Below are 24,896 nucleotides of genomic sequence, written 5' to 3'. Positions count from 1 at the left end.
AAACCGCCACAATTGTGACGGTTTTTTGTTATGGTAATACAGTTGCTCCCATTAGATGGCTATCAACTTGTTTAGCTACTTCACGACCTTCATGAATAGCCCATACGATTAAACTTTGCCCACGACGAGCATCACCAGCAGCAAAAACACCTTCAACATTTGTTTTGTAATTTCCATACGCTGCATCTACGCGACGATTTTTCGTTTCAACACCAAACGCTGATAGAACCGGATGCTCTGGACCTTCAAACCCAATCGCAATAAAGACAAGCTGAGCTGGCCATACTTTTTCTGTTCCTGGAATTTCGGTAAAGATGTACTGTCCATTTTCACCTTTTACTTTTTCCATTTGAACCGTATGAAGTTCTTTTAGATTACCTTGCTCATCTGCCACGATTTTTTTCGTTTGAATTGAATATTCACGTGGATCGTCCCCAAATTTCGCCTGTGCTTCTTCATAAGCATATTCAAGATTAAATACATGTGGATATTCAGGCCACATATTATCTGCCGTACGCTCAGCAGGAAGCTGGGGATGTTTACCAAACTGAACAACACTGCGGCATTTTTGACGAAGAGCAGTAGCTACACAGTCAGCTCCCGTGTCTCCGCCTCCAATAACAATAACGTCTTTTCCTTCAGCATCAATAAATTGACCATCTTTGAAGTTAGAATCTAAAAGGCTTTTTGTTGAAGTTGTTAAGTAGTCCATTGCAAAGTGAACTCCTTTTGCTTCACGACCTTCTAATACTAGATCTCTTTGCTTCTGAGCTCCTGTACACAAAATGACAGCATCATATTGTTCTTTTAACTCTTCAGCAGTAATGTCTTTTCCAACTTCGGTATTCGTTACAAAATCAATACCTTCTTGTGTCAATAAGCGAACACGTCTTTCCACTACTTCTTTATCTAGCTTCATATTTGGAATTCCATATGTTAATAAACCACCGGCACGATCTGCTCTTTCATATACCGTTACTGAATGACCCGCTTGATTCAGCTGATCTGCGCTCGCTAAGCCTGCTGGCCCAGAGCCAATAACAGCAATTTTTTTGCCTGTTCTTTTCTCCGGAATACGCGGAGTAATCCACCCATTCTCAAAGCCTTTATCAATAATAGCGCGTTCGATATTCTTGATCGAAACCGCTGGGTCTGAAATAGCAAGCGTACAGGAACCTTCACACGGAGCAGGACAAACGCGCCCTGTAAACTCCGGGAAGTTGTTGGTTTTCATTAAACGCTCTAAAGCTTCTTTCCAGCGTCCTTTATAAACTAAATCATTCCACTCTGGAATTAAGTTATAGATTGGACATCCAGAAGTAAAAGCATTAATATCCATTCCCATGTGGCAAAAAGGTGTGCCACAATCCATACATCGTGCTCCTTGACGGCTTAGCGCTTCATCAGATAAAGGAGCAGCATACTCTTTCCAATCACCTAAACGTTTTAACGGGTCACGTTCCTTCCCTTTTTCACGTTTGATTTCCATAAATCCTGTTGGTTTTCCCATCGTACTCTCCCCTTTCTTACTGAGCTACCGCTTCTTGTTGTTTTGCCGATGCTTTCTTTTCTTGTTTTGCATTTTCCTCAAACGCACTCATAGCTGCTTCTTCTTCCGTTAACCCAGCTGCTTTTTGCTCTTCAATGCGATTCATCATGCGTTTATAATCATTCGGAATCACTTTTACAAATTTCGAAAGCGATTCTTCCCAATTTTCTAATACAAATGCTGCTTTATGACTGTCAGTATATTTTAGGTGATTTGCAATCATCTCTTTTACTTCTTCTGCTTCTTCTCCTTTTAAGCTCTCAAACCCAATCATGTCTTTATTACAAAGGTTTTTGAATGCTTCTTGATCATCAGCAAATACGTAAGCAATACCGCCAGACATTCCCGCACCGAAGTTTTTACCTACATCACCTAATACAACAACGCGTCCGCCAGTCATATATTCACAGCCATGATCGCCAATTCCTTCAACCACTACGTTCACACCGCTGTTACGAACCGCAAAACGTTCTCCTGCTAGCCCGCTAACATAAGCTTCACCGCTTGTTGCACCGTAAAATGCCACGTTCCCGACGATAACATTTTCACCTGACACAGCTGTTGTTTCCTTAGGTGGAGCAACGATGATTTTACCTCCTGATAACCCTTTTCCGATATAATCATTTGCATCTCCAGTTAGATACATAGACATTCCTTTTGGAACAAATGCACCAAAACTTTGTCCTGCAGAGCCAGTGAATCGAAGAGTAATCGTATCTTCTGGCAGACCTTTCTCACCGTAACGTTTTGTAACTTCACTTCCTACAATTGTTCCAGCTACACGGTTAATATTAGAAATTGGCAGTTCTAACTCGACTTGATACTTATGCTCGATTGCTTGCTGTACCGCTGGCAAGATTTTTTGCATATCAAGAGATTCGTCAATTTTATGGTTTTGAGGTGTTTTAAAAGTACGTACACCTTCAGCTTGATATAAAAGAGTTGTTAAGTCTAAGTGCTGCGCCTTCCAGTGATTTTTTGCACGTTCGCTAACGCTTAATACGTCTGTACGTCCAACCATTTCATCTACTGTTTTAAATCCAAGTTCAGCCATAATTTCGCGTACTTCTTGTGCAACAAATTTCATATAGTTAACGATGTGATCCGCTTCTCCTAGGAACTTTTTACGAAGCTCTGGGTTTTGCGTCGCCACTCCAACTGGACATGTATCTAAGTGACACGCACGCATCATGATACAGCCTAAAACAATTAAAGGTGCCGTAGCAAAACCAAACTCTTCTGCTCCTAAAAGTGCTGCCATGACTACATCTTTACCCGTCATTAATTTCCCGTCTGTTTCAAGCACTACCTTTTCGCGAAGACCGTTTAACATAAGCGTTTGATGAGCTTCTGCTAAGCCCAGTTCCCACGGTAGTCCCGTATGTTTAATACTTGTTTTTGGAGATGCTCCCGTACCTCCGTCGTAGCCGCTAATAACGATAACGTCCGCTACTCCTTTTGCTACTCCGGCAGCAATCGTTCCTACTCCTGCTTTTGAAACGAGTTTGACGCTGATTCGTGCATCACGGTTTATATTTTTTAAGTCATGAATAAGCTGTGCTAAATCTTCAATCGAGTAAATATCATGGTGTGGAGGAGGTGAAATTAAGCCTACTCCTGGCGTTGATCCACGCACATCTGCTACCCATGGATATACTTTGTTTCCTGGAAGCTGACCGCCTTCTCCGGGTTTTGCACCTTGTGCCATTTTAATTTGAAGCTCATCCGCATTCACAAGGTAATGACTTTTCACTCCAAAACGGCCAGAAGCAATCTGTTTAATCGCACTGCGGCGATTATCTCCATTTTCATCCACAGTGTAGCGGCTAGGGTGCTCGCCACCTTCTCCACTGTTACTGCGTGCGCCTAAACGGTTCATCGCAATCGCTAATGTTTCATGAGCTTCTTGACTTAAAGATCCAAACGACATAGCACCTGATTTAAAACGTTTTACAATCGAATCAACTGATTCCACTTCATCAATGGAGATAGATGAACGCGTTCCATTAAACGAGAATAGGTTGCGCAAGAAACCGATGCGTTCTTCATTAGCCGATTCAGAGAATTTTTTAAATAAGCTGTAATCTCCCTTACGACAAGCCCACTGCAGCGTGTGAATTGTTTTTGGATTAAACGCATGATGCTCGCCCGTGTGTCTCCACTGGAAGTCGCTTCCTGACTCTAACGTTTGCTCAATTGTTTCAACATAAGCATTGTCGTGACGCGTTTTCGCTTCTTTTGCAATAACATCTAAACCGATACCGCCAAGCTGCGAGGCAGTACCTGTAAAATATTGCTCGATAACCTCTGCACTGATTCCAACTGCTTCAAAAATTTGTGCACCCCGATAACTTTGCACCGTTGAAATGCCCATTTTAGACATTACTTTTACAACACCTTCAGTAACGGCTTTTACATATTTCTCAACAGCATAGTCATACGATACGTTCAACGTACCTGCGTTAATTTCATTTTGATATGTTGCAAAAGTAAGATATGGATTAATTGCGTCTGCTCCGTAACCAATCAGTGCTGCAAAATGGTGCACTTCGCGCGCTTCTCCTGTCTCCACTACAATGCTCGCCTTTGTACGGTTTCCTTTTCGCACTAGGTGCTGGTGCAGCCCGCTGACCGCTAATAAAGCTGGAATGGCTACAGAGTGAGCTCCCGCTTCACGGTCTGTCAGAACAAGAATGCTAGCGCCTGCGTTAATTGCCGCTTCAGCTTCAGCAAATACGCGATCAAGATCTGCTTTTAAATCATTTGTGAACACCGCAGAAATAACAGCACTTTTGAAATCTGGATGAATGGCAGACTTCAGCTGATGAGTTTGATCGTTTGTTAAAACCGGCGTCTCAAGCTGAATTCGATGAATGTTTTCTTTGGTTGGATGCAGTAAATTCCCTTCTGCACCAAGCAACGTCATTGTTGATGTAACCAACTGTTCACGAATAGCGTCAATCGGTGGGTTCGTTACTTGAGCAAACAGCTGCTTAAAGTAATTGAACAGCGATTGAGGACGATCAGACAACACGGCTAATGGAGTATCATTACCCATTGAACCAAGCGGATCTTTTCCTTCTGTAATAACTGGAACTAAATATTTATGAATATCTTCATACGTGTAGCCAAATGACTTCTGGCGAATGACCAAATCATCGAAGTATTCAGATTTTTCTTCCTGCACTTCTGGCAACGTTACCAGCTGTTCATCTAACCATTCTTGATAAGGCTCAGCCTGTGCCATTTCAGATTTAATTTCTTCATCTGAAATAATTCGGCCTTCTTCTAAATCGATTAGAAGCATTTTACCTGGGCTTAAACGATCTTTATATAACACATTTTCATCTTCAACATCAATGACGCCTACTTCTGATGAAAGTATGATGTAATCATCTTTTGTAACATAATAGCGAGCTGGACGTAAACCGTTACGGTCTAAAATAGCACCGATTTGCTTTCCATCCGTAAACGAAATAGCAGTCGGACCATCCCATGGCTCCATTAATGCGCTATGATACTCATAGAAAGCACGTTTTTCTTTTGACATGTGCGGATTCTCAGACCAAGGCTCTGGAATAAGCATCATCGCTGCATGGGCTGGCTTGCGGCCGGCCAATACAAAGAACTCTAGCGCATTATCTAACATGGATGAGTCGCTTCCTTCAGCATCTAAAATTGGAAGAACCTTCGGCAAATCCTTACCAAATGCGTCCGAAACAAACTGCTGTTCACGCGCTCTCATCCAGTTTTGATTACCGCGAAGCGTATTGATTTCACCGTTGTGAATTAAATAACGGTTTGGATGTGCTCTTTCCCAGCTTGGGAACGTGTTTGTGCTAAAGCGAGAATGCACTAAAGCAAACGCTGAAGTAAAGTCTTCATCTTGTAGGTCAAGATAAAAAGCATCCACTTGTTCAGGTGTTAACAACCCTTTGTACACAATTGTTCTGCTTGAAAGACTTGTAAAATAAAAACGGTTTTGACGTGCCTGCGCCCAATTTTCCGCTTGCTTACGAATAACATATAGCTTGCGTTCAAACGCTAAGTCATCTTGAATACTGTCATTTGCCCCAATAAATACTTGTCGTACGTATGGACAGCTTTCTTTTGCAACTTTTCCGATTTTTCCGACATTTACAGGCACAGTTCTCCAACCTAATAACGTTTGTCCCTCTTCTTCAATTAATTTATTAATATAAGCTTCAATTTCTCGACGCTCGTCTTCATTATTTGAGAAAAAGATCATTCCAACTCCATAACGACCGTTTTCTGGCAAGTTCAGTTCAACGCATGTCTTTTTAAAGAACGCGTGTGGAATTTGTACCATTAATCCAGCTCCATCTCCTGTTAGCGGATCACTTCCCTGTCCGCCTCGATGGTCAAGCTGGCAAAGCATGTTTAGTCCTTTTTTAACGATATCATGTGACGCTACGCCTTTCAATTGAGCGTATAGTCCGATTCCACATGCATCGTGCTCAAATTCAGGACGGTAGAGACCTTGAGCTTTTGGCATTTGATTGTATGTCATCTTCTTCTCCCCCGTTCGTTTTCTTTATCTTTTTAAGATCACCTGTTTACATTGTAAGTTTTCAAATCAATATAAACAATATATAATTTAGATAAAACTAATCTAATTTTGATATATATAGATGGAGGATGCTTATGGAACTGCGTCAATTACGCTATTTTATGGAAGTTGCAAAAAGAGAACATGTATCTGAGGCGGCAGAATATCTGCATGTAGCTCAATCAGCAATCAGCCGTCAAATCGCGAACCTGGAATCTGAGCTAGGTGTTAGTTTATTCAAACGTGAAGGAAGAAATGTCAAGTTAACAGCAATAGGAAAAGTCTTTCTTGAGCATACGGAGACGGCTATGAAAGCTATTGACTATGCGAAAGAACAAATTGATGAATACTTGGATCCCGAAAGAGGAACGATTAAAATCGGATTTCCAACAAGCCTTGCTAGTCATCTTCTTCCTACTATTATATCAGCCTTTAAAGAAGAGCACCCAAATGTTGCTTTTCATCTTAGACAAGGTTCGTACAAATTTTTAATTGAATCGGTTAAAAAAAGAGATATCAATATCGCTTTTTTAGGCCCTGTACCTGTAGAAGATCAGAGTATTGAAGGGCATATTCTATTCACTGAAAATCTTTTAGCCCTTGTTCCTTCTCATCACCCGCTCGCTGAACGGGATAACATTCGGCTGCGGGATTTAAGAAATGAAGATTTTGTGCTATTTCCAAAAGGATTCATTTTACATAAAATGGCCTTTGACGCTTGCAAACAAGCAGGATTCATGCCCAATATTTCATCTGAAGGAGAAGATTTAGATGCGATTAAAGGTCTTGTATCCGCAGGAATTGGCGTGACGCTTCTTCCTGAAAGTACAGTGTCTGAAACGACTCCTCGTTTTACGACTAAACTTCCTATTCATACGCCGCAGCTTCAGCGGACAGTCGGAATGATTATTCCTAGAAATCGTGATTTAGCACCTTCTGATAAAATTTTTTATAAGTTTGTCAAAACCTTTTTTGAACGTTTGGAGCAATATAAATAAGAGAGGCCCCCTGCCTCTCCTATTCTTTGCTTTATACACTATTCCTCAGCTGATCAATTGTATAAATAGATCTTTTTCCCCTAAAGCTAACAGGCATTGACGCTTACCGGACTCTTTCTTATACTGAAGTAACTGACTAAAAAGAAACAAGGTGACTGCTATGGATTTTAAAATTAATTTTTTATCATTTTACGTAATACAAGTAGAAGGAAAAGAAGAACAGGCCTCTAAACAATATAAGCATTTTCAAACGCTTGATACGGAAGAATATGAAGAAAGTTCCATTAAAGATTTTTTAGACGGTGAATTTAAAAAAATTGTAAAGCGCAAAGTAGAGCGACACCCCAAAGCAGAACAAGTGCCTACAAAGCTCGGGTATTTTATAGTTGAACCGGGACACGCTCTCGACTCAAACCCTAATTATAATTTATTTCACCGCACTCGTTTTGCCACAACCAAAGAAGAATTTGAAGAAAACAGCGAACAGTTTATCAATGCATACCTTGATACTGCAGCCGTTCGAGGAGGAGCATTTTTAGTGGTATCTGCTGTTCCAAGAAAATATTTTGATCATGCTTTTGTGTTTATTTTAAAATGTGACTTCGAACCAAAAGTGGCTTCAATTTCAGATGAATCAACCCTTATTCGTCACGTAGAAATGGCGATTACTACTAAAAACATGAAATCCATTCAATACCCATACATGCCTGAAGAAGGCATGGTCGAAGAAAGTGAACTTGTCATCCACCAAGCGTCTCACGCTCGTTACTTTGAAGACTTCTTGAAATTTATTGACTACAACGAGCCAATGCCTGAGATTATGAAAACACAAGTAATGGATATGGTGCGTGAACACGTCAGCGAAACGTTTGAAGCAGAAAGCGTAGAACTCGAACAGTTTGAATCGGACATGGAACTGTGGGCAACAAGTGAAAAGCGTGAGCTTCAAGAACGTTTAGATACGCATCAAGTCATGGAAGCCGCTGCTCATATCGTCGAGCATACCCCTGATGCAGAGCTTAAAATGAAGCTTGGCGAAACAGAGATTAAAGGGCTGCTAGCTGATTTTGGTGAAAATATTCATTTAGCAAAAGTGAACGGACGCTACGTGGCGTTAATTGAAGCGGAATCGATTCTGTTTGAAAAAGGCGCGTCTCCGATTGAGTTTCATAAGCCAGGTGATTTGCACGGGATTATTGAGAAAATCAACAGTAAGAAATGGGAAGAATAAATAAAAGGAAGAGAGCTGTGTATTTGCTCTCTTCCTTTTATTTAACTGAACTAGCAGCTGTATTTATCCACCTTAATTCTCTACTAATTGACTCACCGCAACATTTTGTTCATTTTCCGGCTGACCTAGCGGATAAATTCTTGCCGTATCATTTTCTTCGCTTACATGTTGAATATAAACGGCCGTATCGTTATACGTAACGTTAGCCATAACGGGTGAATCAGCAATTTGCTTTGCTCGCTGCTTGTCCACATTTCTCCCCCCCTCTATGCTGATATACATATAAGGTTTGCTTAAAAAATGGATGATATTCGCCGTTTATAATCGTTCTAGCGCTTTTTAGCGGTGCGGTAGCCAAGGTAAAAGATGAAAGAAGTATAGATAATAAATGCAGCTCCAGCTAGCAAGATCATTTTGTGATGATGCCAAAGGTCTACGTATGTTTTGATGAAGACCCCTTTTGTAAGTAAAATATATTGATACACAATAAAACCAACCGCCAAAGCAAGAAACAGCACGCGAAACAAACGAATGAAATCAATGTTAGATAAAATGGAAGCAGCTTTTACCCAGGGCGATGTAGGAGGCGGAGCTTTTTTGGTGCTGCGGCTCTTCGGCTTTTGTTTCTTTGCAGGCGGAGCTTTTGATTCTTCTATTTTAGGTGCTGGTTTTTGTTTCCCTTGAGCCATCGGTCACTTTCCCTCTTTCTTAAATAAAGTGTCTAAAAAAGAAGCTTTTCTATTTTGCATATTCAAGAAAGGGTTTGCTATCTCCTTTTTCCTCTTAAAAATATTTTCCTTTTTTAAAATACAGAATGTCTTTAGGTATGTGCCTATAGCATTTTTCTTATCTTCGCATACGTTATATCGTGTTTGATTTGAAGTTACTATTTAAAAGGAGCGGTGCCCTAATGAACCCTTATTATTTCAACCCTGGATATATTCCTCAGCAAGTTGATTACTCAGTTCAACAATACTATCCCCCTTACGTACCACAGCATGAAGAATACGATGAAAGACAGCAGCTTCAAAATCTTGGAGGATTTGAACGAAGAATTCGTGCTCTTGAGAGACAAAATGAGGAGCAAGTCAGAGAAATTACTCGTTTAAATCGAGTTGTGGAGCGACATACTGACCGTATAAACAGATTAAATCAGCGCTTACGCAATGTAGAAAGAAGACTTAACATTCCATTTACAGCAAGCCAGGACGGATTTTAAACTTACCTTAAGCATTCCCGTTTCTTTTGAGCGAGAATGCTTTTTACATATCTTCCGTCGTTTTTGATAGCACGAAGGATATTTGATTAAACTTTACATAAAATAAAATTCGACTATAAAAAAGAAAAGGAGAAAATCACATGAAATCCCCTGTTGTTATTTGTCCTAACTGTCATTCTCAAAAAGAGCTCGCTACCGTTTTAACTGCTCAGTCCAATCAAAACGTTATCTATATATGCTCAGCTTGCGGCTATAAGCTGACAAACATTAAAACATGCAAAGGATAACCAGTATCTCTCCCCTCACTTAGTACCTATACTTAATACGTTCTTCTGTCCACATACAAAAATTAACGTTTACGTAAATGTTATTAATTTTGTATACTGATAGTATTATGGGAAAGGGAGTTGAAGAAGTTGAAGTTTAAAATGAAGGAACGCGGGCAGCTGCATTTGAGTCCGGAAGGAAAACAATTGATTTTAGACTTATACGAATCAAATATGATGGAATCTGTAAATGAAGCTTTGGATGCTGAAACAAGAAGCTTTCACAGCGGAAAAGCCGACGGGATACAGGCTATTCTACTTCTTTTAGGGGTACAGCTAGAAGAAAACTCTTCACAATCATAAATAAATTCCCTATAAAACACATAAAAGCAGACGCACTCTTCTGGTGAATGCGCCTGCTTTTTATGATTCTTCCTGCTCGAATTTTACAATTGCAGCCTTAGCACGATCTCTCAGTGACAGAAGGTCAGACTCTACTTTTAAGATGTTTTTCTTTTTCTGTTCAATCAGCTTGAGCTGCTCTTCTACCGTATGTAACACTTGCTCTAACTTTTCTTTTTGTTGACTTGTTCCTTTCACTTGCCTATAATCCATCTTTTGTATTTCAAGAGTATCACTTAAAGCAAGAAATTCCTGTAATTCTTGAAGTGAAAAACCCATGACTTCTTTGGCATTCGTAATTTTCTTTAAAAATTCTACATGTTCTTCCGTGTACAGACGAAATCCACCTTCACTTCTTGGAGGTGCTGGCATCAGTCCAATTTGTTCATAATAACGAATCGTACGTTTTGTTAAACCGCTTTGCTTCGCTACATCATCTATTTTTAGTTCACTCATTTTTAAATCCCCTTTAATCAATTAACAATGTCAACTTTTCGTACTTTTTACTATTATACACTAACGCTAGATATCTCAAAACAAATCTGAACAGCTGTGCACTTATTTAAAAATAAATAAGCAATTTCTTTACCCTTTTTTAGAGTAAAAAAATTGCTTATACAGTATATGCTGGGTTCTTTTCTCTAAAACCTTACCATAAATGCCGTTTCTGTTAATTTACGATTTAGCATACAAATTAATAAATTTGTTTTTGAGACTTCTTATTTCTATCGACTAAATGTTTATTAACTTGTATGTAGCCTTCTCTTTCTGTACTAGCCCCGCCTGCGCTGAGTACACCGATAGCCACGCATGCTATCCAACCTAGTTTCATTATAACAGAAAGCGCTTACATAATAAAGTGTTATGCTTTAATTTCTAAAAAGTTATAAATAAAATCAGCAGGTCTTTTTCTACCCCCTGCTGATTTGTTAAATAGAACTAGCGACGATACACCTTTATGAAATAGTAAATAAGTCGTCTTAATAAGCTACTTTATAAATCAAAAACCGTTCATATGGATTTTTACGATTCAACTCTGGCAGCATTACCTCTTCTTTTAAAATGAAAGAAGGGTGTTTTTCGAGATGATGAAGATAATCCTCTGAACTATAATACAAAATTAAATCAATCTCGCGCTTATTCTCTTCCCACGAAAGCAAAATATTGTTCACTACTTGGATAAAAATTTGAACTGAAAAAGGATTAAAAAAATAAAAGCAGTTGTCTAGTGGGTGAATCTTATATTCCTGGGCTAAACAACATTGAAAATAAATATGACTTTTTCGGCCCTTGGCTTTTTTAAAATAGCGCCTCTGATTATCTATGGCCTGCTCATAGAAGTGCTCATTCATTTCTATCCCTACAGCGGTGGCATTACATAGATAGTTCACATAAAAATTCAGCCTTCCTTTCCCACACCCGAAGTCGACAATTCTATCGCTGCTTGTTAGCTCATACTGATTGAAAAGTGCTTCTAATGCACTATAAGGCGTGGGTTCATAACGATGGTAATGAAATGAATCATTAAATCCCTTTTGTTCTCCCGTTGTTTTTATATTTAATAAAGCGTCATAATATTGTTCATTCATGGCCAATCTCCTGTTTATAGTTGTCGAAAAAGAGAAAGAAGGACAGATGTCCTTCTTTCTCTTTTTACTCACTCTACTTTTACGCGCATTTCTGATATTTTAAGACCAATCTCTTCGATTAACTGCACAGCTTCCGCTCGTTTTTGATCATCTAATGTGCTGATTTCTGGTATGTCTATGCTTTTTAAATATCGATAAGAGGCTTTAAGTCGTTCTAGGGTATCTTCTTGGTCAAACTTTTTCATGATTATCTCCTCCAGTTTATGTAGTTACTATATGTATACCACAAACATGTCCGTAATAAATCTAACCTGTTTAATAAATACTAAACGTATCTGATTTATCTAAGAGGAAATGCACTTCTAATAGCTGATATATACTCAAAAAATTCCTGGGTTTTAGAATTTTTACGTTCATTTCTCGTGTTAGTTGAAAAAAAAGCTTCTCTTTGCGCTTTACTTATCTCAATTTGCACACCCATCCGCCTAGCTGTTTTATTGGTTATATTTCTAGGGCTTGTACCGGAAACAGGATCTTGATCTGATAAAATTTCTGTACTAAAGCCTTTAGAAACAAGCGCTTCATGTACTTTGGACCTTAACGCTTTGTCAGCACCGCCGATTTTAGTATGCTTTTCACTTTTGTCGTTGTATCCATGAAAAGATACTGCATAGTCTTCTTTTGATATAATCGTTAACGCATGAGGTTCATCAAAATGAGTGGATGTGATATGAAGATCGGCATTTCCTGATTTCTTTAACCCTTCAAATATATAGTACGAGTATTCGTTGCCCGCTAGGCCAACAGCAAGTTCGGATGTTCCAGTTTCGATACCTCCGCCGTGTATCGCGAGCATAATAATATTAGAAGGTCTGATTTCAAATTGAATTTTGTAGTCTTGGTTGTATACTTCATAAGAGGCAAGTTCAGAGAAGCTAGCATATTTATCTGGCATCATATATCCTCCTTGTGAATAAGACATAGTAAATAAACTTATTAGTTCTTTCTTTAATGTACCACATCTTTTCTTTCATCACATACTATGTGATTGCAATTACCAATAAATATGGTACGATTAAGTTCGAGTTTCTTGCTCGTTAAAAGTTCACCAGATAGTCAAAATTTTCGTTTTTAAGCATTCCATTTTTATCTTATAATAAAGGATGTACTTATTTTCAGTCGGAAATTCGACATTTTTCTTTGTTTTTTAAAAAAGTTCAAGGAATGTTAACAAATTTTACGAGCAACCTTGATGTAATTACGATATTTTTTTGTTAAAATAGTTTAGTTGATTAATAAAGATTAGGTTTATTCATGTAAGAATAAGCTCAAAAAGGAGAATTGCTGTGAAAAATACCGAAGTTATCACAAAGGAATCACTTCCTATCAATCAGTATTTTTCCCGGGAAGTAATCAGTGCTATTATAAAAACTGGGATTATTAAATCGAACTCACTAGGAATGGTTGCTGGGCTTTGTCTCGCAATTGCTGTTAATGACTTAAGCTTTGTGACACAAATTCCTATCATTATTTTGGCTTTAATTGGGACATCCTTTGTCGTAGGAGGAGCTGGGGCAGTTAATAACTTCTATGACCGTGATATCGATGCAATCATGAAACGTACAAAAGACAGACCGACGGTAACAGGAGCGGTCAACCCTAAATTTGCTCTATGGTTAGGACTGGCTTTATTTGTTATTGGTGTGGGTATTTTATTTTTAGTTTCTAACATGGCCGCCATTATGGGTATTTTAGGATTTTTCTTTTATGTAGTGCCTTATACTATGCTTACAAAACGTACAACCATTTATAATACCGAAGTCGGAAGTATTTCTGGAGCTATGCCTCCAATCATTGGCTGGGCCGCTATTTCACCAGACTTATTTCATCCGGTAGCAATTGGATTGTTTGTATTTATGTTTTTATGGCAGCCTCCTCACTTCTACGCTATTGCGATTAGAAGACTTGAGGAATATAAAGCCGCAGGTGTACCAATGCTTCCTGTAGTAAAAGGTATCCGTCGTTCCAAAGTCCAAACGCTTGTATACCTAGTTATTTTACTAGCGGCATCGTTCTTATTTTTATCGTTTAGTAAAATTATCGCATTTACAATGTTCGGTTTAACACTCGTGTGGATGCTTCTTGGGATTGTTGGATTTAAAAAATTAGAAGATACAAAATGGGCTACTTTAATGTTTGTGTTCTCATTGAACCACCTTACGATTATTTTTGCCCTTATGATTATACTGTCATTTTTTAAATAATAAACGTTCAAAAGCAGGTAGCTATTAGCTACCTGCTTTTATACTAGATACTTCTTTTGCTTTCAGTGAAATTATTCCTCCGTACCTCGCCGAAACTGCTCCACCTAACGCGTTGGCAAACATTGTGTACTGCTTACATGACTCCTCACGTTCAGGCAAACCTTTTTCGTGAATACACCAGAGAATTCCTGCCATAAATGCATCCCCCGCTCCCGTTGTGTCTATCGCCTGTACTTTTTTTGCACTCACATGAAGCGTTTGATTTGCAGTAACGGCTACTGCGCCATTTTCTCCTTGAGTGACCCATACGAACGGAATATGATACGCTCTCAGTTTTTCTAGGCTTTCTGCCAGATCTGTTGAATTCATCAAAAATAGGAGCTCATCTTGAGAGATTTTCAAAATATCTGTTTCGTACAACAACGATGTTACGATATTTCTACATGCTGCTTCACTTTCCCATCTTTTCATTCGAATATTCGGATCAAAAGCTACCAGCATACGATATTTTTTTGCGAGCCTCACAGCTTCTCTTGTAGTTTCCTGGGAAATCGGATGAAACAAAGTGCCTGATCCAAAATAAAAAATCGCTGCCTTCTCAAATAGAGCTTCCTGCAGCTCATATTTATACACTTGCTCATGAGGGGTAGAATCTATGTAGGAATGAAAGTAACGATCTCCTTCTTTACTTTTATGTACATACACTTCACAAATTTTTTTCGTCACCGAAGTTACACAGCCGCTTTGGTTTACTCCTTCAATTAAAAGCTTCTTTCTTACAAAATCACTTGTTTCATCACTCCCTAACTTGCAGATATAAGATGCTTTTGCTCCTAACTTCTGAACTCCAACTGCTACATTAACGGTTGTGCCTCCTAAAAAAGGGTCAAAGTCAGTGTTAGATTCATTTTTGGCGATAAAATCAATAAATGCCTCACCGTATGAAATAATTCCTTTTTTCACGTTAATCCCCACCTTCTTCCTTCTGTCTCGCAACGCATTTGACGCATACACACGCTTTCCCTCTGCTTTCTAAAGGAATTTGTTTAAACAGATCAGGAATAAAAACTTTCTGCATGCACCAACACTTTTCTATTTCTCTGCCTTGTACAGAAGCACAGTTATTTTTCTCTCCGCAGATAGGACATCTGCTATCATCACCTGAAAATGCCATAAATTCCTCTCCTTTTTTCTATGCAGTTGTATAAGTTATCTTTATTAGTATACAAGAGGCAGTTAAAATGCGCTTTCTGCTTTTTGATATTTTCGTTTTCAACTTCTTCTATTCTTGATACTATACATATAAAGGAAATAACATATTGAGAAAGGAGCCTTTATGACTACACATTTATTTCACCAAAAACCCCTTGCTACATGGATGCGTGAATATCCTTTATTAACACCTTTAATCAATAAACAGGAAATACTTTGGAGAAATCCTTATTTAAAACCTGCTCAAGAAGCACTTTCGTCTCTTTCTTTACATACCAAAGATATAAAAGATGCAAAAGAGCGACTTTCTCGCTTTTCTTCTTTTCTTCAAATCGCTTTTCAGGAGCTAAAAGCATCAAAAGGAATCATTGAATCACCTCTTCAAGAAATTGCATACATGAAAGACTATTTAAATCAACAAATGAATAACGAGCTGCAAGGAAAATTATTGATGAAATGCGATCACGATCTTCCCATATCAGGTTCTATTAAAGCAAGAGGCGGCATTTATGAAGTATTAAAATTTGCTGAAAGTCTTGCTATCAAAGAAGGGCTGCTTACCGAAGAAGACAGCTACGCTCTTCTAGCTGAAGAACGATGTAGAAAGTTATTTTCTTCTTATTCTATTGCAGTAGGATCTACCGGTAATTTAGGTTTAAGCATTGGTATTATAAGCGCCGCTCTCGGCTTTAACGTCACCGTCCATATGTCAGCCGATGCGAAGAAATGGAAAAAAGATTTGCTTCGTTCAAAAGGCGTAACCGTTATTGAATATCAGTCTGACTACGGAAAAGCCGTGGAGGAAGGACGAAAGCAAGCCGAAGCAGACCCCGCCTGTCATTTTATTGACGATGAGCAGTCTAGAGATTTATTTCTTGGTTATTCCGTCGCTGCCTTACGCTTGGAAAAGCAGCTAGCCGAGCTGCAAATTCAAGTAGACGCTGAACATCCTTTATTTGTCTATTTACCTTGCGGAGTAGGCGGAGGTCCTGGCGGTATTACGTTTGGATTAAAAGCAATATACGGTGATCATGTTCACTGCTTTTTTGCTGAACCTACTCACTCTCCTTGCATGCTGCTTGGATTAATGACCGAGCTGCATGATGGCATTTCCGTTACCGATATTGGACTTGATAACATAACAGCTGCCGATGGACTAGCTGTAGGAAGGCCATCTAGCTTTGTAGGCGAAACGATAAAATCGCTTATTAGCGGAATTTATACTGTAGAAGATGATCAGCTTTTCCGATTTATTTATGAGCTAGCCAATCGTGAAAATATGTATATAGAACCTTCAGCAGCGGCTGGTTTACAAGGGCCTCTTCACCTGATGGAAAGCGGGTCTTCCTATATACAAGCGCAAGCACTAGAAAACGATATGTCAAAAGCTACTCACCTTGTATGGTCAACTGGAGGCAGTATGGTGCCCATTGACGTGATGAATAGCTATTACGAGCAAGGAAAAAAGTTAATGAATAGATAACGTCAAAAGGCATGAAGAACAATGATGTTCTTCATGCCTTTTTAGAAGAAGTAGCTTGCAGAAAGATAGGATGCCAAATTTCAAATGGAAAATATCCCGATTTATAGCTGCCGCTTGTACCCATAGTTGAAATTTTTATTTTCCTGTATCCTTTTTTCCATAAAAAGGTGCCTGCAAACACCTCAATTTGCTCCACTTTCTTCCTTCTAATAATCGTTGTTTTTCGTGTTAAAAACTGTGAGCGAATAGCGACAAATACCTCGTTCATCATTAAGCCGCCTTGGCGATAGCCCAACCAGTGAATAAGTACATATGCAAGGCATAGCACAGCAATAACCCACACGAACATTGATTTCCAAAAGCTGATGCCAATCCCTGCCGCCGCAAATAACAAGAGCGGTAATAGTAATGGGTACCATGCATATTGAATAGCTGTATTTCTTGGACACTTTATATATTCGTAGTGCGGGACATATACGTTCATTAACGCTGAAATCTCTTTTTGCTGGATAAACGGGTGTAAATAGACCTTTTCTTTTAAATCAGAGGTTACGACATTTAACGAAACGGAAGACCATCCAAATAAGCGTCGAACCAACCCTTCCTCTATCGTAACAGCCTGTATTTTATGAAAAGGAATCGTAAGGGATTTCTTATTTAATAGTCCGTATTTAATATGTAGATAATGATCGTAGCGTTCCACTGTAAAACCGCCAAATCGTATCACATATAAAACGATAGACAACAAATAAGCAAGCACCACAATTGCAGCCACTAATACAAATAAACCAAGCATCGATTGATGAATCACTTCTTCGTAAGCTGTCTTCACCCAGCGGTTGATATACGTATCAATATACTGATAGAGAAAACCAAGAGCAGCAAATATATAGCCAAAATTCCCGGAAAACGCAGCAGCTAACGCCAGCTGTTTCACCGACACTTTCATCATACGTTCAGGACTTTTTTCTGTTATTTCCGGCTGACTCCCTGACAGCTTTAACGTATCTTTAAGATGGTGCGCTTCTTTTAGTGAAATACCAGATAAATCAATTTCAGCATCCGTACCGCTGCTGGCCGTGTCAATACGAAGCCGAGCTAAGCGAAGAATTCTAAAGACAAACGGCTGATCTAACTGAATCGATTGAATGCGATTTCGTTGAATAAATCGTTTTTCTTTTTTAAAAATCCCTTTATACAGACGCACTTCCGTTTCCGTTACTTCATAACGAAATTCCCTCCAGGTAAAAAAAGCAAATAAAGCGACTACGCCTCCCGCTAATAGCGTTGCCCACCAATATGTAAACAACAGGTGCCGATTGACGATAAATACAAACACAAAAGGCAGGATATTATTTTTTATATGTTCAATAAATGCTATTGCAATATATAGCGGATGCAGCCGCTTACTCATCTTCATCATCTACCTCTGCTAGTCTAGCAATATACTCTCGCAGTGCTTCAGCATCTCTTTGTACGAGTGCAGGAATTTCGACGCTTCCAGCTGCTGTGATGATTTTAACAGATGCCAAGTCAAATTTTCGAAAAATCGGCCCTGTCAACGTTTCAACGTGCTGTACTTTCACAAGGGGAATTTTCGTATGATACCAGATGAAGAGCCCTCTTTGCACATCAATTTGAGTATCTGTTACTTCATATGAATATACATTCATATATACATTTGGAGCTATAATTGTATATATGATAAAGCTCACGACTAATAGTCCAGCTGATATCCATCCAATAATTGACCACCAATCAAAAAAATGAACGAGTAGAAAATAACCCGCTGTTGCCAGAAGCCACAGGCTATGTGTAAAAATGGATTGCCAGCGCATCGCTTTTTTAGCCTCGAGGGGCAATTTGCCCTTTAAATGTTCAAACTCCATAAAAACTCCTTTCTCTACCTTTTTTACTATTTCTATTACTATATTACGTTAAAAAAGGAAAAAAGTTTCATCGTTTACTATTTTCTTATTATTTTTTGATAAAAAACAAACAAGGCTGCCTATTTCGAGGCAGCCTTGTTTGTTATCGATAAACGCCGTCTTTCTCTCCGTGTGCAACAGCCGCTCTTTCAACTGCTTCAGATACTGCTTCGTGTACAGCTAGATTAAGAGGGTGAGGAACTAAATCGCCTGGACGCGTTGAATTTGCAATGGCTTCAGCTGCAGCTACAAGCATCGTATGCGTAATATCACGCACTCCCGCATTTAATACTCCTCTGAAAATACCTGGGAAGCCAAGCACATTATTCACTGACCTTCCGTCAGTAGCATAAATAGCTCCTGCTTCAAGAGCATCTTCAGGTTCAATTTCTGGTTTTGGATTAGAAAGTGCTAAAATGATTTGCCCTTTTCGAATCCATTCTTTCTGTATTAAGCCAGGTACACCTGTTGTCGCAATAACAATATCACAGTTCTCCATAAGCTCTTCTAATGAATCCGCTACTTTTCCACCGTAGCTGACCAAGCGCTCATTCGCTTCAGGAGACTTATCAGCTCCTATCACTTGTTTGACACCGTAAGCCATGAACATTCTGCAAGTAGCGATACCAGCAGCTCCTAAACCAATCTGCCCTACTTTTGCTTCTTTCAAATTCACACCTGTGCTGCGACAAGCTGAGATAGCTGCTGCTAGCGTCACAACTGCTGTTCCGTGTTGATCATCATGCATAACTGGAATATCTAGCTCTTCTTTTAAACGTTCTTCAATTTCAAAGCAGTGAGGCGACCCTATATCTTCTAGTAAAATACCGCCAAATCCTGGTGAAATATTTTTAACCGTTTGAATGATTTCTTCCGGCTCATTTACATTCAACAAAATAGGGATAGCGTTTATACTGGCAAGCTGATCAAATAACGCAGCTTTTCCTTCCATAACAGGCATTCCTGCAACTGGACCAATATTCCCTAGTCCTAGTATAGCGGTACCATCCGTTACAATCGCAACCGTGTTTCCAATGCTCGTATAAATTTTAGCTTTGTCGGGCTGTTCTTGAATAGCACGGCAAACGTTTGCTACACCTGGTGTATATACTCTTCTTAAGTCAGCGATCGACTCAATTTTCATTTTGCTTTTCATTTGAATTTTACCGCCTTCATGTGCATGAAGAACTTCATCTGATACTGTATGTAAAGTAATGCCTTCTAAACTGCGAACCGCTTCAAGCAATTCCTCAAGCTGGTCTTCACTTTCTACTTGAACCGTAATACTTCTCATCGTGTAGTTATGTCCTACTTTAACGGTTTCAACCTCGCCAATGTCTCCTCCTACATTTCCAATGGCTGTTGCTACTCTTCCTAAGTTTCCTGGTACAGTCGGTGTTTGTACCATTAATGTGCGTATTAAATTATTCATCATATCCCCATATCCCCCTTGTCCTAATCCTGCAAGTACGTATACTTACTAATGAAGCGTTTAAAACGGTTCAATTTCCCATAAGTTCATATTATCTACTTATCTTACAAGTAGATCTATGCGTACTCTCTTTTTCATCAAAAGAAAAGAAATAGATAACGCTTTCAAACAGATGTTTCGCTTTGATTATAAGCAAAGTTTTTAGAATAATCAAGCGATGACATTGTGAAAATTCATAAATTATTAAGAAGGATTTTGTTGTTCATAAACAGAAAAGACTTATATAGAGAAGAAACAAAGGAGTGAAGAAATTGAAATCAATTTGTGTGTTTGCAGGATCAAGCGCAGGAATAAAAACAGAATATAAAGAGGCCGCCGTCTCGCTAGGACGCTACATGGCCCAAGAAAACTACCGGCTGATTTACGGAGGCTCACGAATGGGCCTGATGGGAGAAGTCGCAAATGAAATGCTTGAACACGGGGGCGAAGTCATTGGTATTATGCCCCGCGGTTTGTTTAGCGGTGAAATTGTTCATACCGCGCTGACAGAACTCATCGAAGTAGAGAGCATGCACGAGCGAAAAGCAACTATGCACGAGTTAGCAGATGCTTATATTGCCCTTCCTGGAGGTTTCGGGACATTTGAAGAGCTGTTTGAAGCTCTTTGCTGGGCTCAAATTGGCATACATAAAAAACCAGTGGGGTTATTAAATGTAAACGGCTACTACAACCCGCTTATGCAAATGGTTCAGCATGCAGTAGATGAAGGATTTTCTACGGATTCTGCTATTCGTCTCATCAATATTTCTGATACTCCCGAACAGCTTATCTCTTCAATGGACACCTATACGTCTCCTTCAGAGGACCAAAAATGGAAGACTGAACGCTAAAAAGCAAGCGCATCATTTGCGCTCGCTTTTCAGGCGTTATCAAAAGTAATTTCATATTTTTTTACCCCAAAAACAAAAGGGCTATCTATTGGCTTTAAAGACTGATTCTCAACTTTGGAAAATTCCCCTTTTTCTAGTAATTTAGCAAAGGCAATTTTCCCTTCCATTCTTGCTAACGGTGCTCCTAAGCAAAAATGGATACCAAAACCAAAGCTTACGTGAGGATTCGTTTTACGACGCACGACAAAAGTGTTAGACCGTTCAAACTTAGCTGAATCTCTATTTGCACTTGCTGCCCAGCTAATTACCTGCTGCCCTTTTTTAATTTTACACTCTCCAAGTTCTACATCTTCAGCGGCTATGCGTCCAATCGCTTGAATAGGAGGATAATAGCGGAGCGTTTCTTCCACGAGATTCGGAACTAGGGATATGTCTTGACGAACTTCATTCTGTATGTCTATGTCTTCTGTCATATACCGGACTCCGTTCGTAATTAAGTTTGTTGTTGTTTCATTGCCTGCTACTAGCAATAGAATACAAAACCCTAGTACTTCCTCTTCTGTTAAATGTTCGCCGTCAATTTCTGCTTCTAAAAGCAGCGAAATCAGATCTTCTTGTTTCTTTCTCTGACGCTCAGCGATAATTTCTTTAAAATACCCTTGTAAAAAAAGCACCCCTTCATTACGCTTTTGCATCATTTTCGCAAAAGCTTCGTCTGAATTATTTTCAGCACCGCTCACTAAGTCATCGGAGTACTTTTTAAACAGTGCTCGATCTTGTATAGGTACTCCTAGCAGCTCTGCTATTACAATAATCGGCAGTGGTCCAGCAAAATCTTCTACTATATCAAACTTTTTTTTGCTGCTTACTTCATCTAATAAATAATCTGCAATCTCTTCAATATGACCCTCCAAGTGCTGAATAGCTCTTGGTGTAAAAGCTTTATTCACTAAGTTTCGTAATTTTGTGTGTTTTGGAGGATCCATCATTAAGATACTTTCTTGGCGTTCTTCCATTGCTCGTTTGGATGAAAAAAGCGACGGGTTTTTTAAAATATACTTTACTGTTTCATAATCAAATACATCCCAGCAGTTTCGGCTTTCATCGTAACGAATAGGTGCTTCTTGACGCAGACTGTTATAAATATCAAATGGGTAAAGCTGCTGTTCAACGGATTTAATTTCTTGCATAGGAATTAAGTTAGCATAACGATTTTCTCTTTTCACTGCTTTTGGATTCATCTCGTCTTCCTTCTTTCGTTTAAAAGTGACCTCATTAAGTTTTTTGACCTTCTACAGATGAAAGAATTTTTTTCCATTTTTATATCTTTTGATCAGACTATCACAAGTTTTTTTCACTTTCAACGGACATAATCAGAAAATTTTGTCAATTATACAGAAGACTTATTTTATTTAAGGTCTAAATCAGTGATTCTTTTCCATTTTTTTAGTTCTTTTATCTTGTTTCATAATAATCACATAGATGGTTACACTACAAATAAGTACGCAAGAAAGTAGGGATCTCATGTGATAGATGCCCTTATGTGGGGTGGTGTCTCAGGCTCAGCTGTATTAATTGGAGCTATTATAGCTATTTTTGTACCTTTAAAAAAACAGTTGACTGCTTATATTATGGCTTTTGGCACGGGCGTTTTGTTAGGAGCTGCTGCTTACGAGCTCATTCAAGATTCGGTAAAAGAAGCGGGAATTATTGCTTCTTCTTTAGGCTTCTTAACAGGCGCAGCACTTTTTACTCTTCTTGATATGTCTTTAGCTAAAAAAGGTGCTCACAAAAGAAAACGTTCAAACCACCTTGTCCCAGCTAGCTCAGGACTAGCCATTTTTATTGGTACCATTATGGATGCTATACCTGAATCACTGATGATTGGCGCAAGTTTGATTGAACAGCACCACGTTAGCTGGCTGCTTGTTGTTTCTATTTTTATCAGCAATATACCGGAAGGAATCTCCGGGACAAGCGGACTACTAAAAAGCCAATATAAGCGAAAGAAAATTTTTTCATTATGGCTTTCGGTCTTGTTTATATCAGCTCTTTGCTCTTGGATTGGATATCTATTTCTTCAAGACGCTACCCCAAACATGATGGGCTTTATTGCCTCATTTGCCGGTGGTGGAATTGTGGCCATGGTTGCTTCTACGATGTTGCCGGAAGCTTTTGAAGAAGGTGGTCCTGTTATTGGTTTTATTGCTTCATTAGGGTTATTAACTTCTATTATTTTGGATTATCTGTCTTTTTAATGAATAAACTTATATTTTGTATGAAACAAAAAGTGTAGGTCTTTCGTCTTTACAAGTAGATATAAACAAAAGGAGTTACCATTATGAAAAAAATAGATGCTTCTCTTACGCTTTGTATAGTGCTCACTTGCCTATCAGGGTGTGCCTATGCACCTCATAATAATCTGTCTGCTGAAAGAGTCTCTGCTTCTTCTATTCATCATACTTCTTCTTTAGAACGTGATACTTCAATAGAAGAAATAACAAATAAACTTCCAGGACACGTTTATTTAAAAGGTATAACTTTTCAAAATGCGCAAAAACCTTACTACTTAGCAATTAACTACGCTGCAACAGATAATCAGCATGCGTTTGAAAAAAGCTGGACGTCTGTTAAAACTAAACGTACACTTTTACATAACGCAACCATTTTACTTTCTGCCGTACAAAATGCTGACAGCGTTCACTTTACTATTAATACGACTGTTCCTCAGACAATCACGATTACTCGAAAAGAGTTAACCGACTTCTACGGAACAGATCTGCGCAATTATAAGGACGGGACTCAAGCATGGAAAGCAAAATACGAAGGGCAGCAAGAAAAAATCGAGGAATTTTATGATGCACATCCAATTACGGAAATGCAGTAAAAGCGGCCCATGGCCGCTTTTTAAAGTTGTTTTTTCATAAACACCTGCTCAAGTTTGATTCCTTCATCTGTATATAAATCTTGAAAACCAAATGATTTTAACATTTTCACGAGTAAGCTATTTCCTTTTTCAGGTACATTATGTGTATTGTAAGCAATTGGTCCATACATATTAAAAATGGTTGCTAATAAAAAGTCCAGAACGTCCTCTGAATTTGAGATATGTTCCTTAACGCTTCCTTGATAAAAAGTAACGGAATTCACGATCCCTATGGAAGAAAAATTCTTTTGAAATAATAGATAGCCAACTTCTTCGTTTCTTTCATTCAACGCAATAAACGATTCTCCATCACAAATACAGTCAAATTGATTTTTCCACGGAACGTCGTATGTATAAAAGGGTAGGTTCTGAATATCTTTTGCAAGCCTTCGCTTTAACGAATACGCAAGCTGATTCTTCTTTTTAAGTAAAGAAGCGGGAAAACTACCTCTATGCTTTAGAAAGAAAAGCGTATCTACAATTTCATATCCATATTTCTCATAAAGGTGAATGGCTTTTTTATTGACTGTAAATGCTTCCAGACTGGCTTCCACTACTCCTTGCTGCTCGTATCTCTCAAGTGTAGCTTTTAGTAAGGCTTCTCCAATTCCCATTTTCCGGTAAGGTAAGACTACGCTTGTACCTCCATTCCAAGCATGTTTTTTTCCCTTGACCTTTTTTATTCCATTTAACATAATTCCAGCCGGTGTGTCATTATAAAAAGCGACAAAAGAATGCTCGACAGATAAACGATCCACACCAAACCTACAAATGAATTGATCTAGTGACATCTCAACCGGAATGTAATAATCTTCAAAACCCTTATTAAATGCTTCTAGCGCATCAGAAAAAGAACACTGACTTAAAGGCTTAATTATAATCACAGGACATTCCTTCCTTTTTTTAAAAGATAATAAGCTAAAAAACCATTATAAGG

Annotated in this window: 25 protein-coding genes; 10 read left to right on the top strand and 15 right to left on the bottom strand. The window is 38.7% G+C overall.

Features of this window, described 5'->3' with window-relative positions; genetic code table 11:
* Positions 1 to 28 precede the first annotated feature (28 nt).
* Positions 29 to 1,510: a glutamate synthase small subunit gene (gene gltD / locus ACH0CI_RS16630; protein ID WP_013082931.1), complete on the bottom strand. Its 1,482-nt coding sequence runs from the start codon at positions 1,508 to 1,510 to the stop codon at positions 29 to 31.
* A gap of 16 nt (positions 1,511 to 1,526) precedes the next feature.
* Positions 1,527 to 6,080: a glutamate synthase large subunit gene (gene gltB / locus ACH0CI_RS16625; RefSeq protein ID WP_033578830.1), complete on the bottom strand. Its 4,554-nt coding sequence runs from the start codon at positions 6,078 to 6,080 to the stop codon at positions 1,527 to 1,529.
* 134 nt (positions 6,081 to 6,214) lie between these two features.
* Between gltB and gltC the strand changes: the two genes are divergently transcribed.
* Complete coding sequence (gltC, locus tag ACH0CI_RS16620) at positions 6,215 to 7,117, top strand: glutamate biosynthesis transcriptional regulator GltC (protein WP_013056801.1); 903 nt, start codon at positions 6,215 to 6,217, stop codon at positions 7,115 to 7,117.
* Positions 7,118 to 7,277: 160 nt separating this feature from the next.
* On the top strand, positions 7,278 to 8,348 hold the full coding sequence (locus ACH0CI_RS16615) for a DUF3900 domain-containing protein (RefSeq protein WP_033578829.1): 1,071 nt from the start codon (positions 7,278 to 7,280) through the stop codon (positions 8,346 to 8,348).
* 72 nt (positions 8,349 to 8,420) lie between these two features.
* On the opposite strand, the gene ACH0CI_RS16610 is transcribed toward ACH0CI_RS16615, so the two are convergent.
* Complete coding sequence (locus ACH0CI_RS16610; RefSeq protein WP_028413564.1) at positions 8,421 to 8,600, bottom strand: small acid-soluble spore protein H; 180 nt, start codon at positions 8,598 to 8,600, stop codon at positions 8,421 to 8,423.
* Between the two features lie 77 nt (positions 8,601 to 8,677).
* Positions 8,678 to 9,037 (bottom strand): hypothetical protein, encoded by a 360-nt coding sequence (locus tag ACH0CI_RS16605; RefSeq protein WP_028413565.1) that lies wholly within the window; start codon positions 9,035 to 9,037, stop codon positions 8,678 to 8,680.
* A gap of 221 nt (positions 9,038 to 9,258) precedes the next feature.
* On the opposite strand from ACH0CI_RS16605, the gene ACH0CI_RS16600 reads away from it, so the two are divergent.
* From ACH0CI_RS16600 to ACH0CI_RS16590, 3 genes are all read left to right on the top strand, one after another.
* On the top strand, positions 9,259 to 9,567 hold the full coding sequence (locus ACH0CI_RS16600; RefSeq protein ID WP_013056797.1) for a flagellar hook-associated protein FlgK: 309 nt from the start codon (positions 9,259 to 9,261) through the stop codon (positions 9,565 to 9,567).
* A 140-nt stretch (positions 9,568 to 9,707) separates the two neighbouring features.
* A complete protein-coding gene (locus ACH0CI_RS16595) occupies positions 9,708 to 9,854 on the top strand; it encodes a hypothetical protein (protein WP_335707390.1) in 147 nt (48 codons plus the stop codon).
* A gap of 129 nt (positions 9,855 to 9,983) precedes the next feature.
* Positions 9,984 to 10,196 carry a hypothetical protein gene (locus ACH0CI_RS16590; RefSeq protein WP_028413567.1) on the top strand — a complete coding sequence of 71 codons (213 nt, stop codon included), beginning with the start codon at positions 9,984 to 9,986 and terminating at the stop codon, positions 10,194 to 10,196.
* 60 nt (positions 10,197 to 10,256) lie between these two features.
* Here ACH0CI_RS16590 and ACH0CI_RS16585 read toward each other — a convergent pair whose 3' ends face one another.
* The 4 genes from ACH0CI_RS16585 to ACH0CI_RS16570 all read right to left on the bottom strand — a co-directional run bounded on the left by ACH0CI_RS16585 (position 10,257) and on the right by ACH0CI_RS16570 (position 12,779).
* Positions 10,257 to 10,691 (bottom strand): MerR family transcriptional regulator, encoded by a 435-nt coding sequence (locus tag ACH0CI_RS16585; protein ID WP_033578828.1) that lies wholly within the window; start codon positions 10,689 to 10,691, stop codon positions 10,257 to 10,259.
* Between the two features lie 524 nt (positions 10,692 to 11,215).
* The gene (locus tag ACH0CI_RS16580) at positions 11,216 to 11,824 is read right to left on the bottom strand and encodes a methyltransferase (protein ID WP_335707391.1); all 609 of its coding nucleotides are present in this window, start codon (positions 11,822 to 11,824) and stop codon (positions 11,216 to 11,218) included.
* 68 nt (positions 11,825 to 11,892) lie between these two features.
* Positions 11,893 to 12,069 (bottom strand): hypothetical protein, encoded by a 177-nt coding sequence (locus ACH0CI_RS16575; protein WP_165573411.1) that lies wholly within the window; start codon positions 12,067 to 12,069, stop codon positions 11,893 to 11,895.
* A 95-nt stretch (positions 12,070 to 12,164) separates the two neighbouring features.
* The gene (locus tag ACH0CI_RS16570; RefSeq protein WP_228123050.1) at positions 12,165 to 12,779 is read right to left on the bottom strand and encodes a poly-gamma-glutamate hydrolase family protein; all 615 of its coding nucleotides are present in this window, start codon (positions 12,777 to 12,779) and stop codon (positions 12,165 to 12,167) included.
* Positions 12,780 to 13,170: 391 nt separating this feature from the next.
* Between ACH0CI_RS16570 and cyoE the strand changes: the two genes are divergently transcribed.
* Positions 13,171 to 14,088: a heme o synthase gene (gene cyoE / locus ACH0CI_RS16565; RefSeq protein ID WP_013056789.1), complete on the top strand. Its 918-nt coding sequence runs from the start codon at positions 13,171 to 13,173 to the stop codon at positions 14,086 to 14,088.
* A gap of 24 nt (positions 14,089 to 14,112) precedes the next feature.
* On the opposite strand, the gene ACH0CI_RS16560 is transcribed toward cyoE, so the two are convergent.
* Positions 14,113 to 15,051, bottom strand: coding sequence for a carbohydrate kinase family protein (locus tag ACH0CI_RS16560; RefSeq protein WP_335708279.1), 939 nt, complete (start codon positions 15,049 to 15,051; stop codon positions 14,113 to 14,115).
* 1 nt (position 15,052) lies between these two features.
* Entirely contained in the window at positions 15,053 to 15,262 is a 210-nt protein-coding gene (locus tag ACH0CI_RS16555; RefSeq protein WP_335708280.1) for a cysteine-rich CWC family protein, read from the bottom strand.
* A 162-nt stretch (positions 15,263 to 15,424) separates the two neighbouring features.
* Between ACH0CI_RS16555 and ACH0CI_RS16550 the strand changes: the two genes are divergently transcribed.
* Positions 15,425 to 16,783 carry a D-serine ammonia-lyase gene (locus tag ACH0CI_RS16550; RefSeq protein WP_335708281.1) on the top strand — a complete coding sequence of 453 codons (1,359 nt, stop codon included), beginning with the start codon at positions 15,425 to 15,427 and terminating at the stop codon, positions 16,781 to 16,783.
* A 31-nt stretch (positions 16,784 to 16,814) separates the two neighbouring features.
* On the opposite strand, the gene ACH0CI_RS16545 is transcribed toward ACH0CI_RS16550, so the two are convergent.
* The 3 genes from ACH0CI_RS16545 to ACH0CI_RS16535 all read right to left on the bottom strand — a co-directional run bounded on the left by ACH0CI_RS16545 (position 16,815) and on the right by ACH0CI_RS16535 (position 20,146).
* Positions 16,815 to 18,197, bottom strand: a complete 1,383-nt coding sequence (locus tag ACH0CI_RS16545) for a PH domain-containing protein (RefSeq protein WP_224357898.1) — start codon at positions 18,195 to 18,197, stop codon at positions 16,815 to 16,817.
* On the bottom strand, positions 18,190 to 18,672 hold the full coding sequence (locus tag ACH0CI_RS16540) for a PH domain-containing protein (protein ID WP_013056785.1): 483 nt from the start codon (positions 18,670 to 18,672) through the stop codon (positions 18,190 to 18,192). The genes ACH0CI_RS16545 and ACH0CI_RS16540 overlap by 8 nt, the downstream gene beginning before the upstream one ends.
* Positions 18,673 to 18,814: 142 nt before the next feature.
* Entirely contained in the window at positions 18,815 to 20,146 is a 1,332-nt protein-coding gene (locus ACH0CI_RS16535) for an NAD-dependent malic enzyme (RefSeq protein WP_406901914.1), read from the bottom strand.
* A 308-nt stretch (positions 20,147 to 20,454) separates the two neighbouring features.
* On the opposite strand from ACH0CI_RS16535, the gene ACH0CI_RS16530 reads away from it, so the two are divergent.
* A complete protein-coding gene (locus ACH0CI_RS16530; protein WP_028413576.1) occupies positions 20,455 to 21,033 on the top strand; it encodes an LOG family protein in 579 nt (192 codons plus the stop codon).
* 29 nt (positions 21,034 to 21,062) lie between these two features.
* On the opposite strand, the gene ACH0CI_RS16525 is transcribed toward ACH0CI_RS16530, so the two are convergent.
* Positions 21,063 to 22,274, bottom strand: a complete 1,212-nt coding sequence (locus tag ACH0CI_RS16525) for a cytochrome P450 (RefSeq protein ID WP_033578821.1) — start codon at positions 22,272 to 22,274, stop codon at positions 21,063 to 21,065.
* A gap of 285 nt (positions 22,275 to 22,559) precedes the next feature.
* Between ACH0CI_RS16525 and ACH0CI_RS16520 the strand changes: the two genes are divergently transcribed.
* Together ACH0CI_RS16520 and ACH0CI_RS16515 are read left to right on the top strand one after the other, a co-directional pair.
* Positions 22,560 to 23,291, top strand: a complete 732-nt coding sequence (locus tag ACH0CI_RS16520; protein ID WP_406901913.1) for a ZIP family metal transporter — start codon at positions 22,560 to 22,562, stop codon at positions 23,289 to 23,291.
* Positions 23,292 to 23,374: 83 nt separating this feature from the next.
* On the top strand, positions 23,375 to 23,920 hold the full coding sequence (locus ACH0CI_RS16515; protein WP_406901912.1) for a DUF4825 domain-containing protein: 546 nt from the start codon (positions 23,375 to 23,377) through the stop codon (positions 23,918 to 23,920).
* A 20-nt stretch (positions 23,921 to 23,940) separates the two neighbouring features.
* Here the strand turns inward: ACH0CI_RS16515 and ACH0CI_RS16510 are convergent, their stop codons facing one another.
* Positions 23,941 to 24,843, bottom strand: coding sequence for a GNAT family N-acetyltransferase (locus ACH0CI_RS16510; protein WP_406901911.1), 903 nt, complete (start codon positions 24,841 to 24,843; stop codon positions 23,941 to 23,943).
* Positions 24,844 to 24,896: the final 53 nt, after the last annotated feature.

The organism is Priestia sp. 179-F W1.4 NHS (genome assembly GCF_045369295.1).
Taxonomy (GTDB): Bacteria; Bacillota; Bacilli; order Bacillales; family Bacillaceae_H; genus Priestia; species Priestia zanthoxyli.
Note: the sequence above shows the minus strand (reverse complement) of the source record. Positions and strands in the feature narration are given on the sequence as shown.

What these genes read in the sequence shown, in the direction of transcription:
- gltD (WP_013082931.1), bottom strand. Translation starts at nt 1,510, where the DNA reads ATGGGAAAACCAACAGGATTTATGGAAATCAAACGTGAAAAAGGGAAG.
- gltB (WP_033578830.1), bottom strand. Translation starts at nt 6,080, where the DNA reads ATGACATACAATCAAATGCCAAAAGCTCAAGGTCTCTACCGTCCTGAA.
- gltC (WP_013056801.1), top strand. Translation starts at nt 6,215, where the DNA reads ATGGAACTGCGTCAATTACGCTATTTTATGGAAGTTGCAAAAAGAGAA.
- ACH0CI_RS16615 (WP_033578829.1), top strand. Translation starts at nt 7,278, where the DNA reads ATGGATTTTAAAATTAATTTTTTATCATTTTACGTAATACAAGTAGAA.
- ACH0CI_RS16605 (WP_028413565.1), bottom strand. Translation starts at nt 9,037, where the DNA reads ATGGCTCAAGGGAAACAAAAACCAGCACCTAAAATAGAAGAATCAAAA.
- ACH0CI_RS16600 (WP_013056797.1), top strand. Translation starts at nt 9,259, where the DNA reads ATGAACCCTTATTATTTCAACCCTGGATATATTCCTCAGCAAGTTGAT.
- ACH0CI_RS16595 (WP_335707390.1), top strand. Translation starts at nt 9,708, where the DNA reads ATGAAATCCCCTGTTGTTATTTGTCCTAACTGTCATTCTCAAAAAGAG.
- ACH0CI_RS16585 (WP_033578828.1), bottom strand. Translation starts at nt 10,691, where the DNA reads ATGAGTGAACTAAAAATAGATGATGTAGCGAAGCAAAGCGGTTTAACA.
- ACH0CI_RS16580 (WP_335707391.1), bottom strand. Translation starts at nt 11,824, where the DNA reads ATGAATGAACAATATTATGACGCTTTATTAAATATAAAAACAACGGGA.
- ACH0CI_RS16575 (WP_165573411.1), bottom strand. Translation starts at nt 12,069, where the DNA reads ATGAAAAAGTTTGACCAAGAAGATACCCTAGAACGACTTAAAGCCTCT.
- ACH0CI_RS16570 (WP_228123050.1), bottom strand. Translation starts at nt 12,779, where the DNA reads ATGCCAGATAAATATGCTAGCTTCTCTGAACTTGCCTCTTATGAAGTA.
- ACH0CI_RS16555 (WP_335708280.1), bottom strand. Translation starts at nt 15,262, where the DNA reads ATGGCATTTTCAGGTGATGATAGCAGATGTCCTATCTGCGGAGAGAAA.
- ACH0CI_RS16550 (WP_335708281.1), top strand. Translation starts at nt 15,425, where the DNA reads ATGACTACACATTTATTTCACCAAAAACCCCTTGCTACATGGATGCGT.
- ACH0CI_RS16545 (WP_224357898.1), bottom strand. Translation starts at nt 18,197, where the DNA reads ATGAGTAAGCGGCTGCATCCGCTATATATTGCAATAGCATTTATTGAA.
- ACH0CI_RS16540 (WP_013056785.1), bottom strand. Translation starts at nt 18,672, where the DNA reads ATGGAGTTTGAACATTTAAAGGGCAAATTGCCCCTCGAGGCTAAAAAA.
- ACH0CI_RS16535 (WP_406901914.1), bottom strand. Translation starts at nt 20,146, where the DNA reads ATGATGAATAATTTAATACGCACATTAATGGTACAAACACCGACTGTA.
- ACH0CI_RS16525 (WP_033578821.1), bottom strand. Translation starts at nt 22,274, where the DNA reads ATGAATCCAAAAGCAGTGAAAAGAGAAAATCGTTATGCTAACTTAATT.
- ACH0CI_RS16515 (WP_406901912.1), top strand. Translation starts at nt 23,375, where the DNA reads ATGAAAAAAATAGATGCTTCTCTTACGCTTTGTATAGTGCTCACTTGC.